Below are 16,155 nucleotides of genomic sequence, written 5' to 3'. Positions count from 1 at the left end.
CCTTTGGTCAGGGAGTGGCCACCCCCATCAGGTGTGCGCCCCGGGCAGACGCCCGCGCACTCCCACACCTTGATCGGCTACACCACGACAAGGGGCACGATCCGCGAAGGACGGACCGAACTGCGGTTGCAGCGGCGCGGTTCGCTGATGGGGCTGCGGCATCTGACCATGCTGCGTACGCTCCACCTCTTCCGCTGCAAGGAGATCACGGACCTCACCGAGGTCGGCGCGCTGAGCGGGCTGACCGAGCTCGATCTGAACGGCTGCTCGGGCATCGAGGATCTGACGCCGCTCGGCCGGCTCACCGAGCTGGTCCGGCTCAATCTGCACCGGTGCCGGGGTGTGACGGACTTCGCGCCGCTGCTGACGCTCGGGCGGCTGCGTGAGCTGGACCTGAGCGTGACCAAGGTGTCCCGGCTGTCCGCCGATGCCGACGGCTTCGGCCCGGCGTTCCCCGTACTGGAGAGCCTGTCGCTGCGCGCGTGCCGCGCCTTCAAGGACGCACGGCAGCTGTCCGGGCTGCAGCGGCTCACCCATCTCGACCTGGGCCATACGGGCATCCGCGACCTGGCGGGCGTACGGGATCTCCCCGCCCTCACCCACCTGGATCTGCGGGACTGCGCCCAACTGCGCGGCCTGGCAGGCATCGACGCCCTGACGGCGCTGACCGAACTGGTCCTCGACAACTGCTCCCGCCTCAGCACCCTGGACGGCCTCGGGGCCCACCCCCGGCTGACCCGGCTCACCCTCGCGAAGTGCCCCGAACTGCGGGACCTGGTCGGACTGTCGCCGCTGGCCGGACTGACCGAGCTGGCGATCAAGGAGTGCGAGGGGCTGACGTCGGTGCGCGGCATCGGAACGCTGCGCACCCTGACGACGTTCCGTGTCTCCCTCTGCCCCGCGCTGGAGGACTACGCCGAGCTGAGCTCCCTTCCGTCGCTCAGCCACCTGAAACTGCACGGACTTGAGCAGCTCCGGGATCTCTCACTGTTCGACGCCGTCCCGGGACTGCGGCGGCTGGACATATGGCACTGCCCGGGACTGACCGACCTCGAAACACTGGGAGAGCATGGCCAGTTGACCAAGTTGCCGGTCGGGGTGTGCGACAACCTGCGGACACCGGGCAGCCTCACCGGCCTGCCCGCCCTACGGGAGGTGGAGTTCAGCTGCCGGTCCATGATCGACCTCGGGGGCCTCGGCAATCTCCCCTCGCTGAGGAAACTCGTGGTGATCAGCGGCACGCTGGAGAGCATCGACCCCGTGGCCGGGACCCCGCTGGTCGAGGTGGCACTCTACGGAGTGGACGGACTGAGGTCCCTCCGCGCCCTGGAGCAGTGCCCCGACCTGCGCGAGCTGACGGTCCACCGATGCGTCGATGTCGAGGAACTCCCCGTCGGCACGCCCGGCACGCTCTCCCTCGCCTTCCTGGACTGGAAGGACCTGTCCCCCCTCACCGGCCATGACGGCATCCGCACGCTCCACCTCAACTCCCTTAACACCCTTCAGGACTTGAGCGCCCTGACCACCCTCCCCGCCCTCACCCACCTCGGCTTCAACACCGTCTCCGCCCAGGAGAACTTCGAGACACTGCTCGAACTGCCGGCCCTGGAGCGGCTCACGATGCCGGGAGGACTGCACAGGAGGAGAGGGGTGTACGACGCCGTCGTGGACGAACTCGCCGGGCGCGGGGTGGCCGTATCGCACGGGTGAGGTTTTTTCAGGACTCGCACGGGTGAGGTTCTTCAGGACGCTTACGCCGGGTCCGTGCTGCCGCCGCCCCGTAGGGCGCGGGCGCAGCAGCCGATGATCGTGGCGTTGACGAGCGCCCCGATCACGACGGCGAGGACGAGCATCGCGCCGTTGTCCGGCAGCGCGAGCAGCACCAGGCTGGCCGGGGCGGTGGCGAGCAGCGGTATGACACCCGCCATGGATTCGTCCGAGCTGTCGGCGACGGTCACCGCGAGCGCCCCCACGAGCAGGACGGCACAGATGGCAAGGTAGACGCGGGCGACGATGTCGCTGAGCGCGAGACGCAGGATGCGGGGAAGGGATCGGCCGGAAGCTGTCACGGTGGTGGACTCCTCGGTGGGGTCGCGTGCTGAGCGGCGGTTCGCTCTCTTCGACCTGGACAACAGACCTGGACAACACCCCGGTTGACCGGCAACTCGCTTTCCATGCCCACCGAGCACCACATCAATGCCTTCGGGACGGGTCCCCGGACCCAGCCGGTATTCATGGCATGGGCTTCGGCAGGTCACTGGGGACGGGGTGGGTAGCGATGTTGTTGCTCAGCGAGATCGGGATGCGGTTGGGGGCGGGCGCGGCCGGGGTGGGTTCGGCGGTTGTGGCGGTGACCTACGGTGATCTTGTGGTGCGCTTGGTGGCTGTCTGGGTCGCCGTGATCTTCCTGAGCGTGTTCACGGTGATGGTGGTCGCCGACATCCGGGAGCGGCGGGGTCTTCCGCCGCCGAAGATCCATGGGACCGGCCGGCCCAGAGCCCGCGAATGGGTCTACGTCGTGGTCTTCGACGCCCACATGGCTCTCTTCGTCTACGCGGGAGTCCTCGACAAACAGCGGCGCGGTGAAGGCGACTTGTTGGTCGCCGGAGTGCTGGCCGTCGGGATGGTGCTGGTTCTCACCGGCGGCGTCGTGCGCCGTTGGTGGGCCCATCGCGGCGCCGGGACGACCGGCGAGAGGCATTGAACGTCTCGTCGGGCGGCGTCACCGTCCGTCACCGTCCGTCACCGGGTGGTCGCGTCCAGGGATCGGCTTTGCGGACGAGTGTCGTGACGTGGTGGCCCACGGGCGGCGGGAGGCGGTGGAGGAGCGTGCGCGCCCTGCGGCGGAGGGCGGGGGACGTGGTGGTCCGCAGGAGGGCGCGGTGGGCGACGGTGCTCTTGCCCGGCCGGCCGACGGACAGGCGGAGTTGGGAGTCCCGGGGCGTCCAGTTGGGGATGACCAGGCGGGGTGGGGTGCCCACGGTCATCGTGGGGAGACGCGGGTCGGCTCCCGCCTCAGGGGGCGGGGCCGTCACGCGCATGTGGCGGCCCACGCCGAGGAGTTGGGCGTAGGCCCAGACGTTGTGGGTGCCGGGAGGCAGGGGCCGGCCGCCGGTCAGCGTCAAGGGCTCCAGGGCGGTCGTGCCCGAGACGACCACCCGGTGCCGGCCGCCGCCCAGCGGTTCGGTGCGGGGGGCCAGGTCGGCGTCCGGGTACCACGAGATGTCGCGGGACGTGTCGTGCAGGCGCAGTTCCCCGTAGGCGTAGGCGAGGGGGTCCGGCACCTCCCAGTCCTCGGCGCCCTTGATGCCGTACAGGAGGTCGGGGTCGAGGAGCAGGCGGCCGTAGCGCTCCACGAGGGTGAGGGGTTCGCCGTCGGGGCGGAACATGCCGATCGTCGTCGTGACGAGGAGGCGGTCCCCGTCACGGCGGACGGCGTCGACGGTGATCCGGGGTCTGATCTCCTGGACCCGGCGGGCCAGTTCGACCAGGGAGTCCAGCAGGCCCTCCTCCAGCAGGGTCGCCCTCAGGCGGGTGATCGCCGGGAGTCCCTGCCGGACGCCCGGCGGGTAGCAGTCGAGAGCCATACGGCGTACGACGGTGAAGTACCGCTCGAGGGCCTTTCCGGTGCGTTGCAGGGCGCGGGGTTCGCTCACCGGGCGCAGGAGTTCCACCCGGTAGGAGCGGCGGAGCAGGTGGTCCTGGAGCGGGCCCGGTTCCGTGCCCTCCCTGATGGCCTCGACCACGGAGCGGAGGTGGCCGTAGTAGGTCTCGGGGGTGGTGGCGCAGGCGCTGGTGTTGGCTCCGTCGTCGCGGCGGTTCCAGACGTAGCACGGGTGGTCGCCGAGGATGGAGACGGTCTGGGCGCGGACGTAGGCCCGGGCCATGAAGACCTGGTCCTCCAGGCGCACCCGGCCCTCGGGGAACTCGATGCCGTGGTCGAGCAGGAAGCGGCGACGGAACATCTTGTGCGGGGTCAGGCTCTCGAAGAGCGGGGCGTCGGCGGCGGTGCACCGCTCGACGGTGCGTTTGAAGACGCTGCTCGGGCCCTGCATGGTGCCGATGACCTTGCCGAGGACGATGTCGGAACCGTTGCGGGCCGCGAGCCGGTGGAGGCGTTCGAGCGCCTCGGGGGTCAGCTCGTCGTCCTGGTCGACGAACTGGACGTACTCCCCTCTCGCGAGACGGACACCGACGTTGCGGGGTCTGCCGGGCCAGCCGGAGTTCTCCTGGTGGACCACGCGGACGTGGGGCCAGGCCGCGGCCAGCCGTTCGAGGCGGCTTGCCGAGTCGTCGGTCGAGCCGTCGTCGACGTAGATGATCTCGTACGCGTCCGGTCCGATGCTCTGGCCCAGGAGGGAGAGGGCGCAGCGCTCGATGTAGCTGCCCGCGTTGTGGACGGGCACCACAATGCTGACCTTGAGCATCTCGCCCCCTCTGTATGGATCTGGAGGTACGGATCGGGCGCGGACGGCGCAGATACCACGTTATGGGAGGTTTCAGGCCTGGGCGAGTCATCACGCACGTCGGCGCGTCACTGGATCACTTGTACGCGACGGCCGACTCGCTGTACTTGCAGTGCGTGCCGTCCGCGCCCGAGCCCAACGACGTCGGCTCGTCACCGGAGTCGTTGCCCTTGAAGCGCTCGCAGAGGGTGATGTCCTTGTCGCCGACGACCGTCACGCCCGAAAGGGTCGCGGTGTCGCCGAAGTTGGCGTTGACGCCGACGAGGACGTTGCCGGGTGCGGTCGCCTTGACGTTGCTGAGGACGATGTGGCGCTGGTACTGGGTGGAGCAGTTGCCGCAGGAGCGGACCAGCTTGCCGAAGGCCTCGACCTGGAAGTTCTTGATGGTGAGGGTGCCGGCGCCGTTGAACTGGAGGACCTTGTCGTCCGCCTTGCGCGCGCCGCCGCCGTCGACGACGTACTTCGCCGACGCCGACTTGCCCTTGAAGCTGGCCGCGTCCTCGCCGACGTCCTCCCACCACACGTTCTGCAGCGTGCAACTGCCCAGGCAGTGAACGCCGTCGGCGGCCGGGGAGCCGAGGACGACGTTCTTCAGGACCGCCCCGTCGGCGAGTTCGAAGAGCGGGTCCTGGCCCTCGGACTGGCTGTCGCCGCCGAGGCCGCCGGAGCCGTAGAAGCGGGCGAGGCCACCGTCGTACGTACCGGAGACCGCGATCGTCGCCGATACCGCCTTCTTGCCGGTGGGGGTCGGCCAGGCGCCCAGGGTGGTGGTGCCGCCGGTGGCTGGCGGGGCGGCGGTGGGGGTCTTGGTCGCGGGGGCGGACGTGGAGGGTGTGGCCGAGGGCGACTTGGTCGCGGAGGCCGAAGCCGAGACGGACGGCGACGGGGAGGGCGACTTGGTGGCGGAGGCGGAAGGCGTCGCGGACTTCGTCGGCGTCGCGTCCCCCTTCCCCACCAGCGTCCAGCTCTTCGTGCTCGCCTTGTCACACGAGTTCTGCTGGAGCAGCCCGGCCTTCACATTGAGGCACTTGGCGCTCTTCGCGTTGACCAGGTGGTACGCGTTCCCGACCGCCGTCGGCTTCCACACCTGTGCGGAACTGCCGTCGCACGCCTGCAGTTGTACGGCCTTCCCCGCCGACGTCGACGCGCCCTTCGCCCCGGCGCACATCGTGCCGTCCGCGGACTTGACGGCGAATCCGCCGTCGCTGTCGGCCAGTTGCCAGGTCTGGGCGGTCAGGGCGGAGCCGGTGTTCGCGCACGCGGCCGTCGCCAGCCGGGTTCCGGCCGCGGCCGACGGTGCGGTCACGCAGGTGCTGTCGGCGGCGTTCACCAGGTGATACGTGCCGGCGCCGGGGCCCGACGCCGACGCCGTCATCAGCACACCGCCGGTGACCGCGCCCGCGCCGAGCGCCACGACCAGGCCGCCGATCAGCACTCCCCTGCGGCGGCTCGTCTTCTTGCGCCGCCTGCGCACAGCTGCTCTCTCGCTCACGTCGTCGCTCTCGTTCGGGTTCGGAATGTCGGAGGGCGGAAGCGGCCCGCCAAGACAGCCGTGCGTTGCCCTCTGCCGCATGGGATGCCGCTCCTGTGCCGCTCCTGCCGCATCAGCTGCCTCTTGGACCGCTTCCGCCCTTGTGTTGCCGCCGGAGGGGGAAGGGTTGCCGTGGGGGCGAGATTCTTTTACGCGCCGATTCTTTGCGCCGAGGTGAGTTCTGGAGCCGCGGATCACTCAGGCCGGTCGTACAGTCGCCCGCCACAACTCCGCCACCTCGCCCGCCACTCCGGGCGCCGTCAGCAGCAACGGCTCGTCGTACGCCGGGAGTTGCGGCAGCGCCACCGCGCCCGCCTCCGTGGCGATGAGGAGGGCCGGGAGGCTGTCCACGGGGTGGAACTCGCCGATCGCGGTGGCGGAGGCGCGGCCCGCGGCGACCTGGGCCAGGGAGAGGGCGGTGGAGCCCATGACGCGGACCGTGCAGTGGCGGGCGGCGAGTTCGGCGAGGAGGGCGTCCATGCCGGGCCAGTGCGCGTGGGCGGCCCACTCGGTGAGGAAGACATGGCCGGTGAGGGTGGTGTGGTCCGCGGCGTGGGTGGGGGCGCCGTTCAGGTGGGCGCCCCTGCCGCGGGCCGCCGTGAAGATCTCGCGGCGCCACGGATCGGCCACGACGCCCAGGAGGGGGCTGCCGTCGGGTGCGGCCAGGCCCAGAGAGAAGGAGCACCAACCGATGCCGTGCGCGTAGTTCGTCGTACCGTCGACCGGGTCGATCACCCAGCGCGGGGCGTCGGATGCGCCCTCATGGACGCCGTGTTCCTCGCCCTCGATGCCGTAGGAGGGGAACTTCGCGCGCAGCAGCGATCGTACGTACGTCTCGATCTCCTCGTCCGTGTCCGTGACGATGTCGGCGGGGCTCGCCTTCTCCCGCACGGGACCGTCCGCCGCGCCACGCGGCCGGCGGATCATCTCCGACGCCCACTCGGCCAGCCGGGTCGCGACGGTCAGGGCGCGGTCGAGGTCATCGGTCACGGTTCGCTCGCTGTTCTTCAGAGAAAAGCACGCACGGCTGCGTGCAGGCGTTCCGGCTGGTCCAGATGTACGTCGTGAGCCGCGGCCGGGATCACTTCGAGGGCCGTACGGGTCGGGCGGCGGGCCCGCATGTCCCTGTGGTCGCGCTCGGGCATCGTGCCGTCCGCTCCTCGGATCACGAGCGCCGGGCAGGTGATCCTGGTCCAGTCGTCCCAGTAGTCGTGCGCGGCCAGTTCCGTCACGGCCGCGATCATTGTGTCGCGGTCGACCCTCGGGTACCAGCCGTCCTCCCGTTCCTCCACGTTCGCCGCCCACGCCTCATGACCGAAGAACGCCTGGGCCGCGGCCGGCGAGCGGAACGGCGTCGGCCAGCTGTCCACCCAGGCCGCGATACGGGAGGGCAGGTCCGGGTTCGGGCCGCCCGGGCCCGCCTCGATGAGGATCAGGGACTGCACGAGGGCGGGGTGCGCGGCGGCCAGCAGCAGGGCCGTATGTCCGCCCAGGGACTGGCCGATCAGGGTCACGGGAGCCAGGGACAGCTCCTCGACCAGGGCCACGGCGTCCGCGACGCAGGCCGCCCGGCTCATCGTCGGCGGGCGGCGCGTGCTCGCGCCATGGCCCCGGGCGTCGTACGCCACCACCCGGCGGCCCTCGTCCAGCAGCCGCCGCGCCAGGTCGTCCCACTCGCCCATGTGACCCGCGAGGCCGTGCAGGAGGAGCACGGGGCCGGGGGCCTGCGGGGCGGGCGACGGGCTGTGGTCGCGGTAGGCGATGCGGGTGCCGTCCGGGGTGGTGAGCGTCGTCAAACGGGTTCCTCTGTTCCTTTCCTCTTTCCTTTCGGATCCGTCAGTCCTGCGGTGTCAGATCCGCCCTGCCGAACAACAGGGCGTAGCCCGGCGGGAGGTGGCTGACGATGCGGTCGGCCAGGTCCTCACCGGTCTGCCGCGGCAGCACGCTCAGGACCGAGCTCACGTCCCAGCGGGCCGTCGCCGGGGTCGCTCCCTCTATGCGGGCCGCCACCGACTCCACGAACTCCGCCGCCGTGAGCGGGCGCGTGACCGGGATCTGGGAGGCGACCACCCGGGCGGCTTCCTCGGGGAGGGCCCGGGCGAGGTCGACGCGTTCGTCGCCGATGACGTGGCCGCCGAGGGCGGAGAGGACGATGCGGGTGACGCGTTCCGCTTCCGCGGTCGTCGGGTACTGGCCGGCTTCCCGTACCTGGTCGATCAGTTCACGCCATGCGGGGCTGCGGTGCTCTTCCCTGCGGTGTCGGTCATCTCCCTTCATGGTGGTCGTGGCGGGCAGGGTCGTTCTCGGAATCGTCAGGCTGGGTACCGACGTCACGCTCATCGTGGGGGCTCCTCCGGGGGACGGGCGGCTCCTGATCACGGTCCGGTCAGCTCTTCAGCTGCTTCCGATCGCTGCCGCCGCTGATCTGGATGCGGCGCGGCTTGGCCTGTTCGGCGACCGGGATCTGCAGGGTGAGCACGCCGGCGTCGTACGAGGCGGCGATGCGTTCCGTGTCGAGGGTGTCACCGAGGAACAACTGGCGGCTGAAGGTGCCCGTGGAACGCTCGGCGACCAGCATCTCCGCACCCTCGGGGGCGGGAGAACGGCGCTCGGCGCGGACGTTCAGGACGTTGCGTTCGACGTCCAGCTCGATCGTCTCCGGGTCGATGCCGGGCAGGTCGAAGTGGACGATGAAGTCGTCCCCGGAACGGTAGGCGTCCATCGCCGTCGCGGGGCGGCTGTCACCGAAGACCTGCTGCGCGAGGCGATCGAACTCGCGGAAGGGGTCGGTGCGCATGAGCATCACGGGTCACTCCTCTCATCAGGCGCTGCGGGTGCGATGCCCTACGGCTTCTTATATAGCTCCCGGGAGAAAACTTGACAAGCCTCGACTCAGGTTCACGTATTCACGCAGCGTGCGGGTTAGCCTCGCTGCATATCGGTCGTGAGCGGTTGGGCGGTTGGAGGCAGGCATGGCGAAGGTTCCCAGTGCGGTGGTCGCCGCGAGCGGGCTCGTCGGCGGGTACGGCGTGGCGCGGTGGACCAAGAAGCGGGAGCTCGGCGGTGCGGTGCTGGCCGTCGCGGGGGCCGCGGCCGCCCGGCAGTGGCGGCAGCAGGCCGGCGGGAAGGCCGCCGGCGCGCTGACGGCCGCGTATGTCGCCGGTTTCGCCGGTTCCCACCCGCTCGCGAAGAAGGTGGGCGCCTGGCCCGCCGTCTTCGGCGTCGCGGGGGCCGTGGCCCTCGCCTCGTGGGCGGTCGCGGACCGGCGGGGCTGAGTCACGGTGGGGTGAGGCGGTACAGGGCCGAGCCATGTGCCGGCAGCTCCGCGTGGAGGCTGTGGCCGTCGTGGGTGATGTCCGTGTGGGTCCACAGTTCGCGGATGCGGTCGCCGGGCCGGGCGCCTATGGAGCCGAGCGGCACGGTGACCTTCTCGGGGCTGTCGGCCAGCGAGAACACGGCCGCGTAGCGCGTACGTCCGTCGGTGTCGTCGGCGGTCCACAGCACGAGGTCCCTCTCCCGCAGCACCTCGCGGTTGCCCCTGCTGTGCCACAGGACGTCGAGCGCCTCGTCGTTCGTGAGCAGGGCGATGGTCTGAGCCGGGCTGGTGGGCAGATCGCCGCCCATCATCAGCGGGGACCGGGAGATCAGCCACAGGCTCAGCAGGCTGATCTGCTCGTCGCGGGTGAGACGGCACAGGCGGTCCTCGCCCCGCTCGGCCCGGATGCCGACGCGGCCGAGCGGCAGCATGTCGGCGTCGGCCCAGCCGCGTTCGTCCTGCCAGGGTGCCCACCTGGCCATCCGGCCGAACTGCGCCTCCACGTCCTCCCACCGGTCCCACAGGTCGTCGCAGACACGCCACATCGTGGCCGTCTCCCGCAGATGGCCGAGGTGGGCGAGGGAGACGTCCGTACCGGGTGACAGGCTCAGCTCAATGGGCCGGCCGCTGCGGGCGATGGCCTCGGCGTAGGCGGAGATCTCCCGCTCGTGGTACGGGAAGAGCATGTCGTCGGCCTTGATGAAGTCGACGCCCCAGCGGGCGAATTGGGCGACCTGGCTGTCGTAGTACGCCTGGGCGCCCGGGTGGTCGTGATCGAGGCCGTAGTTGTCGCTGTTCCACGGGCATACGGAGCCGGTGTCGGCGATCTCGTCGGCGGTGAAGCCGGTGCCCGCGACGGGCAGCCGGGCGGCGACGGCGCGGCGCGGGATGCCGCGCATGATGTGCAGGCCGAAACGCAGGCCCAGGCGGTGCACGCGCTCGGCGAGCGGCCCGAATCCGGCGCCGCCGGCCGCGGACGGGAACCGGTTCGGGGCGGGGAGTTGACGGCCGTGGGCGTCGAGGACGAGGGGGGCGTCGGGGTTGTAGCCGTGGGCGCGGGCTGTGGGCTCGTACCACTGGATGTCCACGACGACGGTGTCCCAGCCGTGCGGCAGCAGGTGCTCGCGCATGAACTCCGCGTTGGCGAGGACCTCTTCCTCGGTGACGGTGGTGCCGTAGCAGTCCCAGCTGTTCCAGCCCATCGGGGGGCGCAGGGCGCGGTCGGGGAGGGGGCGGCGTGCGGGGTGGGTCATGGGTGAAGGGCTCCTGAGCGGGTGCGACGTCGGTGAAGGTGGCTAGGCCTGGTGACTCAGTACATTCACTACCCGCCCGTTCGGATCCCGGACGAAGAAGCGTCGTACGCCCCACTCCTCGTCCCGCGGCTCCCGTACGATCTCCGCGCCCGAGGCCGCCACGCGCGCGTACACCGCGTCGACGTCGTCCACCTCCACGCTCAGGTCGGAGACGACGGGTGCGGTGCGCTCCTCGGTGAAGAGGCTGATCTGGGCGGTGGGGTTGGCGGGGGACGCGAGCGTCACCACCCAGCCCATGTTCATGACCTCCTCGAAGCCGAGAAGCCCGTAGAAATCACCGCCGGCCTTCATCGCTTCCTCGGACGCGACCTGCACGTTGGGGACGATCCTGCGAATGGTCATCGGACGCTGGCTCCTCATCGGCGTCGGTTTTCTGTTATTCCCCACAGTCTCCTCCCGTCTCCGGACCGTCCCCAGCCGCAGGCACGCGAGGAATGAGTCACGTGACACGACAGATCAGCCGCCGGAGCATGCTCAAGGCCACGGGCGTGGCAGCCGGAGCGGTCGGTATCGGTACGGCCGCGATCCCCACCCCCGCAGCGGCGGCCGGCGCCTACGCGCACCCCGGCCTCCTGCACACCCGTACCGACCTGGCCCGTATGGCGGCCAAGGTGAAGGCGGGCGCCGCGCCCTACACCGCCGGGTTCGCCAAGCTGACCGCCAACCGCCACGCGCAGAGCGGCTGGACGGCCAACCCGCAGGCCACGGTCATCCGGGGCGGCGAGGGCCAGAACTACGTGACCCTCTACAACGACATCCACGCCGCCTACCAGAACGCCCTGCGCGGCCACATCAGCGGCGACGAAGCCCACCTCGACACCGCCGTGGCGATCCTGAACGCCTGGTCGGCCGAGCTCACCGCGCTCGGGGGCAACGCCGACCGCTTCCTGGCCGCCGGCCTCTACGGCTACCAGTTCGCCAACGCCGCCGAACTCGTCCGCGACCACCCCGACTTCGAGCTCGCCCGGGCCCAGGAGATGCTGTCCACCGTCTTCGGAACGGTCAGCGACGACTTCCTGGTCCGGCACAACGGCGCCGTCATCTCCAACTACTGGACCAACTGGGACCTCACCGCCATGTGCTGCGTCCTGGCCACCGGCCTCTTCTGCGACGACAAGGCCCAAGTCGCCTGCGCCGTCGAGTACTTCAAGCACGGCGAGGGGCTCGGCTCCATCAAGAACGCCATCCCCGTCGTGTACGACGACGGACTCGCAGAGTGGCTGGAGGCGGGCCGCGACCAGGGGCACGCACTGCTCGGTGTCGGCCTGATGGGCACGTTCTGCGAGATGGCGTGGAACCAGGGGATCGACCTGTACGGCTACGACGACAACCGGTTCTTCAAGGGCGCGCAGTACGTGGCCAAGTGGAGCATGGGCGGCGACGTTCCCTACACCGCGAACACGCGGGACAAGGGGGCCATCAACGGGTGGTCGGGCCGTGAGACCGTGACTGAGGCCGCGCCCGTCGATCCCGCGTCGACCCGTCCGATCTGGGCGATGATCGCCAACCACTACACCAAGCGGCGGGGCATGTCCGCGTCCTACCTCACCCAGGCCGCCGCGAAGTCCGCGCCGGAGGGTGGTGGCGGGGACTACGGGCCCAACAGCGGGGGGTTCGACCAACTGGGCTTCGGTACGTTGGCGTTCACGCGGGACAGGTCCGAGGACACGTCGGCGTCCCCGAGTCCGTCGGCTACGGCGTCCACTTCCGCGTCCCCTTCCGCGTCTGCTCCCGCGGGTGGCTCGGATCCCCGACCGCAGGGATCGGCCCCGTCATCCGCGTCGTCTGTCTCCTCCGACGGGGATCTCGCGGCCACGGGCTCCAACGAGGTCGTCGGCTGGACCGCCGCGGCGGGGGTCGCCGCGGTTGCCGGGGGCGTGCTGTTCATGCGTCGGCGTGACCGGGTCCGGCGGAGCCAGTAGGCACCCGGCGCGGTGGCTGGGGTGGGGTGGGTCGCGCGGCCCGGCGCTGACGGGGTGCCGCCTGCGCCCACCCGTGCCGCCCCAGGCGGCACGCATGCCCGCAGCTACAGCGCCCAGTCCTCCGCCTCCCGGCGGAACGCCCGGCCCACCGTCGCCGCGATCAGTACCCCCGCCGCTATGACCAGGGTGAAGAAGGCCCAGGCCAGGGGCCAGGCGCCGGCGAAGCCGTCCGGGGGGCCGGGGTGGGTGCGCAGGGAGATGTACATCAGGGTGACGGGCGGGGCGGCGACCAGGAGCAGGGGCCAGGCCAGGTCGTCGCGGTGGCCGAAGTACGCCGCCAGGAGCAGCAGGGCGACGGCCAGGAGGATCACGCCCACGCCCGTCACAGGCGTCGTCTCATTGACAGAGCCCGGAGTTTCGACGCGGTTGCGCAGGTCCCACGGGATGCAGACCAGGTACGCCGCCGCAGCGAGCCCCGCGCCGAGCGCACGGGTCAGCCAGCGTTCCGGCCAGGAGCCCGTCCGCAGAGGGCTCAGCAGCTTTTCGGTCTTCTCGGTCATGCATACGAGGGTTCTCCCCCGGACCGGCGTTCGACAGAGTACGCGTACTCAGATGTACATGCTCAGACGAGCCTGGGCAGTCCGCTGCGGTTCGGCAGCGCCCCAAAGGGGCGCGGGGAACACGGCACACCCAGCAGAGCGCTCACGCCCCGACCACCCGCGTCAACGTGTAGATCAGCAGCCCCGCCAACGACCCCACCACCGTGCCGTTGATCCGGATGAACTGCAGATCGCGCCCGATGTTCGCCTCGATCTTCCGCGTCGTGTGCTCCGCGTCCCACCCGGCGACCGTGTCGGTGATCAGGGAGGTGATCTCCTTGCGGTACGTGGAGACGACGTACACCGCGGCCCCCTCCACCCAGCTGTCGACCTTGCCCTGCAGCCGGGACTCGTCCGCCATCCGCGCCCCGAGGGACAGCAGCGAGGCCCGCACCCGGAGCCTTAGCTCGCTGCGCTCGTCCTCGGCCGCCGAGACGATCATGGAGCGTACGGCGGTCCAGGCGGACGCGATCAGGTCCTGGACCTCGCCCCGCCCGAGCACCTCCCCCTTCAGCCGCTCGACACGCGCGCGCGTGTCCGTGTCGGACTGGAGGTCGGACGCGAAGTCGGTGAGGAACCGGTCGAGCGCGCCCCGCGCCGGATGGGACGGCATGTCCCGCATCTCGGTCACGAACCGCAGCAGCTCCTTGTAGACCCGCTCACCGATCCTCTTGTCGACGAACCGCGGCGTCCACCCGGGAGCCCCGCCCTCCACCGCGTCCATGACCTGCTCGTCATGCAGCACGAGCCAGTCGTGCGCACGCGTGACGACAAGATCGACGACCCGCCTGTGCCCCCCGTCGGCGACGACCTTCTCCAGCATCTTCCCGATACCGGGCGCTATCTCCTGCGCATCGGCCCGCCGCGTGATCGCCTCCCCCACCACGGCCTGCACATCGGAGTCCCGCAGCACGGTCAACGCACCCCGCAGAGCGGCCGACAGCTCGGCCGTCACCCGGTCGGCATGCTCCGGTTCCGCGAGCCACGCGCCCAGCCGGCTCCCGATCCCGACGGCCCGCAGCCGCTGCCGTACGACGTCCTGGGAGAGGAAGTTCTCGCCGACGAACTCCCCCAGGGAGACGCCCAGCTGGTCCTTCTTCGTCGGGATGATCGCGGTGTGCGGAATGGGCAGCCCGAGCGGGCGCCGGAAGAGGGCGGTCACGGCGAACCAGTCGGCGAGCGCACCGACCATGCCCGCCTCGGCGGCCGCGGCGACATACCCCGCCCAGGGACCGGCCCCCTCGCCCGCGGCCCACTTGGCCAGGACGTACACCACCGCCACGAACAGCAGCAGCCCGGCAGCGGTGAGCTTCATACGGCGTACCCCGCGCTGCTTCTCCTCGTCCGCGGCGCTGAACGTCGTCATCGCGCGCGGTTCATCTGGTTTGGTACGTTCCATCCACTCCACCCGTTCGCGGCCCCTCGTACTTCTCATTGTCCCTTCCTGACCGACTCCTGGAACGGAACAAGAGTTCCCGCCGTCTGTACGGGCGAGGGAACCTCAGGGAGAAATCAGGGTGGCGGAACGGGGGGTCTGTTCCACTACCTCCCTACCCATGCCTCATCATGGGTGATGATCACATCGGAGCCTCGGGCTCCCAACCCACCCGAGGAGCACGCACCGCATGGCCAGGAAAGCCGGTTATGCCTTGCTTGCCGCGATCGTCGCCCTGATCGTGGCACTGTCCGCCGCCATATACGTCGGCGTCGCCGCCGGTGACGGCAGCGGCGGCAGCAAGGAGAACCTCGCCGGGTCCCGTACCCCGCGCAGCCCCGCCGAGCCCGCCTCCACCGGCACCTGGGTCGGCACCTGGTCCGCGTCCCCGGTCGGCGCCGAGCCCGGCACGGAGATCACGGGCCTGGCGAACCGTTCGGTACGCAACGTCGTGCACACGAGCGCGGGCGGCACCTTCGCCAGGATCACCCTCTCGAACCTCTACGGCCAGTCCCCGCTGACGATCACGCACGCGTCCATCGCCGTCGCGGCCGGCGACGACACAGCGGCGGCGGCTCCCGGGACGATGAGCAGGGTGACCTTCAACGGCAGCACCAGTGTCGTCGTACCGGCCGGCCAGCAGACGATGAGCGACGCCGTCCGCATCACCGTCCCGCACGACAGCGACGTACTGGTCACCACGTACTCCCCCACCGCGACCGGGCCGGTCACCTACCACCCGCGCTCACGCCAGATCTCGTACGCCGCCCAGGGCGACCTCACCGAGGACGTGACCGGTGCCCCGTACACCCAGCAGGTCGAGTACTGGCGCTATCTGACCGCCCTCGACGTGCTCAGCAACGAGTCCAACGGCACGATCGTCGCGTTCGGCGACTCGCTCACCGACGGCGTCGGCTCCTCCACGGGCGCCAACAACCGCTGGCCCGACCTCCTTTCGGACCGGCTGCGCGAGGCCGCCGAGGACGGCGACGACGTGCCGCGCTACAGCGTCGTCAACCAGGGCATCGGCGGGAACCAGGTCCTCGCCAACGGGTTCGGCCGCCCCGCCGAGAACCAGGCCGGCCTCGGCCGCTTCGACCGTGACGTCCTCAGCCGCACGAACGTCAAGGTCGTCATCATCGACCTCGGCGTGAACGACATCCTCCGCAACCGCGGCCACGCCGACCCCGACGCGATCCTGGGCGGCCTGCGCGCCCTCGTCCAGCAGGCCCACGCGCGCGGGCTGAAGGTCATCGGGGCGACGCTGATGCCGTTCGGCGGACACATCGGCTACTCCGCCGACCGGGAGAGCGTGCGCCAGGCCATCAACGCGCAGATCCGCGCGGGCCACGTCTTCGACGCGGTCGTCGACTTCGACGAGGCGGTACGAGACCCGTACGACCCCCGCAAGTTCCACCCCGACTACGACTCCGGTGACCATCTGCACCCCAGCGACAAGGGGTACGAGCGGATAGCGGACGCGTTCAACCTGGACGACTTGAAGGGCGGCGCACCAGCCAAGCTATAAGCCCCAGCCCCAACCGCGGGCATGCGTGCCGCCTGGGGCGGCACG

General features: G+C 70.6%; 16 protein-coding genes and 1 pseudogene. 5 read left to right on the top strand and 12 right to left on the bottom strand.

Annotated elements, in window-relative coordinates; genetic code table 11:
* Positions 1–33: 33 nt before the first annotated feature.
* Positions 34–1,710 carry a leucine-rich repeat domain-containing protein gene (locus tag OG828_RS30690; RefSeq protein WP_328502937.1) on the top strand — a complete coding sequence of 559 codons (1,677 nt, stop codon included), beginning with the start codon at positions 34–36 and terminating at the stop codon, positions 1,708–1,710.
* 41 nt (positions 1,711–1,751) lie between these two features.
* Here the strand turns inward: OG828_RS30690 and OG828_RS30685 are convergent, their stop codons facing one another.
* On the bottom strand, positions 1,752–2,069 hold the full coding sequence (locus OG828_RS30685) for an SCO4225 family membrane protein (RefSeq protein WP_328363845.1): 318 nt from the start codon (positions 2,067–2,069) through the stop codon (positions 1,752–1,754).
* A 209-nt stretch (positions 2,070–2,278) separates the two neighbouring features.
* Here OG828_RS30685 and OG828_RS30680 point away from each other — a divergent pair, with 209 nt between their 5' ends.
* Positions 2,279–2,704: a hypothetical protein gene (locus tag OG828_RS30680; protein ID WP_328502936.1), complete on the top strand. Its 426-nt coding sequence runs from the start codon at positions 2,279–2,281 to the stop codon at positions 2,702–2,704.
* A gap of 28 nt (positions 2,705–2,732) precedes the next feature.
* On the opposite strand, the gene OG828_RS30675 is transcribed toward OG828_RS30680, so the two are convergent.
* The 7 genes and pseudogenes from OG828_RS30675 to OG828_RS30645 form a co-directional block, all read right to left on the bottom strand.
* Positions 2,733–4,427, bottom strand: coding sequence for a glycosyltransferase (locus tag OG828_RS30675; RefSeq protein WP_328502935.1), 1,695 nt, complete (start codon positions 4,425–4,427; stop codon positions 2,733–2,735).
* Positions 4,428–4,542: 115 nt separating this feature from the next.
* Positions 4,543–5,421 carry a pectate lyase gene (locus tag OG828_RS30670; RefSeq protein WP_443060296.1) on the bottom strand — a complete coding sequence of 293 codons (879 nt, stop codon included), beginning with the start codon at positions 5,419–5,421 and terminating at the stop codon, positions 4,543–4,545.
* A gap of 27 nt (positions 5,422–5,448) precedes the next feature.
* Positions 5,449–5,841 (bottom strand): annotated as a pseudogene (locus tag OG828_RS30665) (RICIN domain-containing protein); the annotation flags it as partial.
* Between the two features lie 354 nt (positions 5,842–6,195).
* Complete coding sequence (locus OG828_RS30660) at positions 6,196–6,987, bottom strand: inositol monophosphatase family protein (RefSeq protein ID WP_328502934.1); 792 nt, start codon at positions 6,985–6,987, stop codon at positions 6,196–6,198.
* Between the two features lie 17 nt (positions 6,988–7,004).
* Positions 7,005–7,793: an alpha/beta fold hydrolase gene (locus OG828_RS30655; protein WP_328502933.1), complete on the bottom strand. Its 789-nt coding sequence runs from the start codon at positions 7,791–7,793 to the stop codon at positions 7,005–7,007.
* A 40-nt stretch (positions 7,794–7,833) separates the two neighbouring features.
* Entirely contained in the window at positions 7,834–8,337 is a 504-nt protein-coding gene (locus tag OG828_RS30650; RefSeq protein ID WP_328440378.1) for a DUF2267 domain-containing protein, read from the bottom strand.
* 46 nt (positions 8,338–8,383) lie between these two features.
* A complete protein-coding gene (locus OG828_RS30645) occupies positions 8,384–8,800 on the bottom strand; it encodes an Hsp20/alpha crystallin family protein (protein ID WP_328504965.1) in 417 nt (138 codons plus the stop codon).
* A gap of 169 nt (positions 8,801–8,969) precedes the next feature.
* Here OG828_RS30645 and OG828_RS30640 point away from each other — a divergent pair, with 169 nt between their 5' ends.
* Positions 8,970–9,272, top strand: a complete 303-nt coding sequence (locus OG828_RS30640) for a hypothetical protein (protein ID WP_328363827.1) — start codon at positions 8,970–8,972, stop codon at positions 9,270–9,272.
* A 1-nt stretch (position 9,273) separates the two neighbouring features.
* Here OG828_RS30640 and OG828_RS30635 read toward each other — a convergent pair whose 3' ends face one another.
* Complete coding sequence (locus OG828_RS30635) at positions 9,274–10,566, bottom strand: glycoside hydrolase family 27 protein (RefSeq protein WP_328502932.1); 1,293 nt, start codon at positions 10,564–10,566, stop codon at positions 9,274–9,276.
* Positions 10,567–10,608: 42 nt separating this feature from the next.
* Positions 10,609–10,968 carry a VOC family protein gene (locus OG828_RS30630; RefSeq protein ID WP_328440375.1) on the bottom strand — a complete coding sequence of 120 codons (360 nt, stop codon included), beginning with the start codon at positions 10,966–10,968 and terminating at the stop codon, positions 10,609–10,611.
* A gap of 92 nt (positions 10,969–11,060) precedes the next feature.
* Between OG828_RS30630 and OG828_RS30625 the strand changes: the two genes are divergently transcribed.
* A complete protein-coding gene (locus OG828_RS30625) occupies positions 11,061–12,548 on the top strand; it encodes an alginate lyase family protein (protein WP_328502931.1) in 1,488 nt (495 codons plus the stop codon).
* A 104-nt stretch (positions 12,549–12,652) separates the two neighbouring features.
* On the opposite strand, the gene OG828_RS30620 is transcribed toward OG828_RS30625, so the two are convergent.
* Together OG828_RS30620 and OG828_RS30615 are read right to left on the bottom strand one after the other, a co-directional pair.
* Positions 12,653–13,108 carry a hypothetical protein gene (locus OG828_RS30620; protein ID WP_328363818.1) on the bottom strand — a complete coding sequence of 152 codons (456 nt, stop codon included), beginning with the start codon at positions 13,106–13,108 and terminating at the stop codon, positions 12,653–12,655.
* 142 nt (positions 13,109–13,250) lie between these two features.
* The gene (locus OG828_RS30615) at positions 13,251–14,513 is read right to left on the bottom strand and encodes a DUF445 domain-containing protein (protein WP_443062446.1); all 1,263 of its coding nucleotides are present in this window, start codon (positions 14,511–14,513) and stop codon (positions 13,251–13,253) included.
* Positions 14,514–14,772: 259 nt separating this feature from the next.
* Between OG828_RS30615 and OG828_RS30610 the strand changes: the two genes are divergently transcribed.
* Positions 14,773–16,110, top strand: coding sequence for an SGNH/GDSL hydrolase family protein (locus tag OG828_RS30610; protein ID WP_328502930.1), 1,338 nt, complete (start codon positions 14,773–14,775; stop codon positions 16,108–16,110).
* The last annotated feature ends 45 nt before the right edge of the window (positions 16,111–16,155 follow it).

Origin of the sequence: Streptomyces sp. NBC_00457 (genome assembly GCF_036014015.1) — a bacterium.
In the GTDB taxonomy this organism is placed as follows: domain Bacteria; phylum Actinomycetota; class Actinomycetes; order Streptomycetales; family Streptomycetaceae; genus Streptomyces.
Note: the sequence above shows the minus strand (reverse complement) of the source record. Positions and strands in the feature narration are given on the sequence as shown.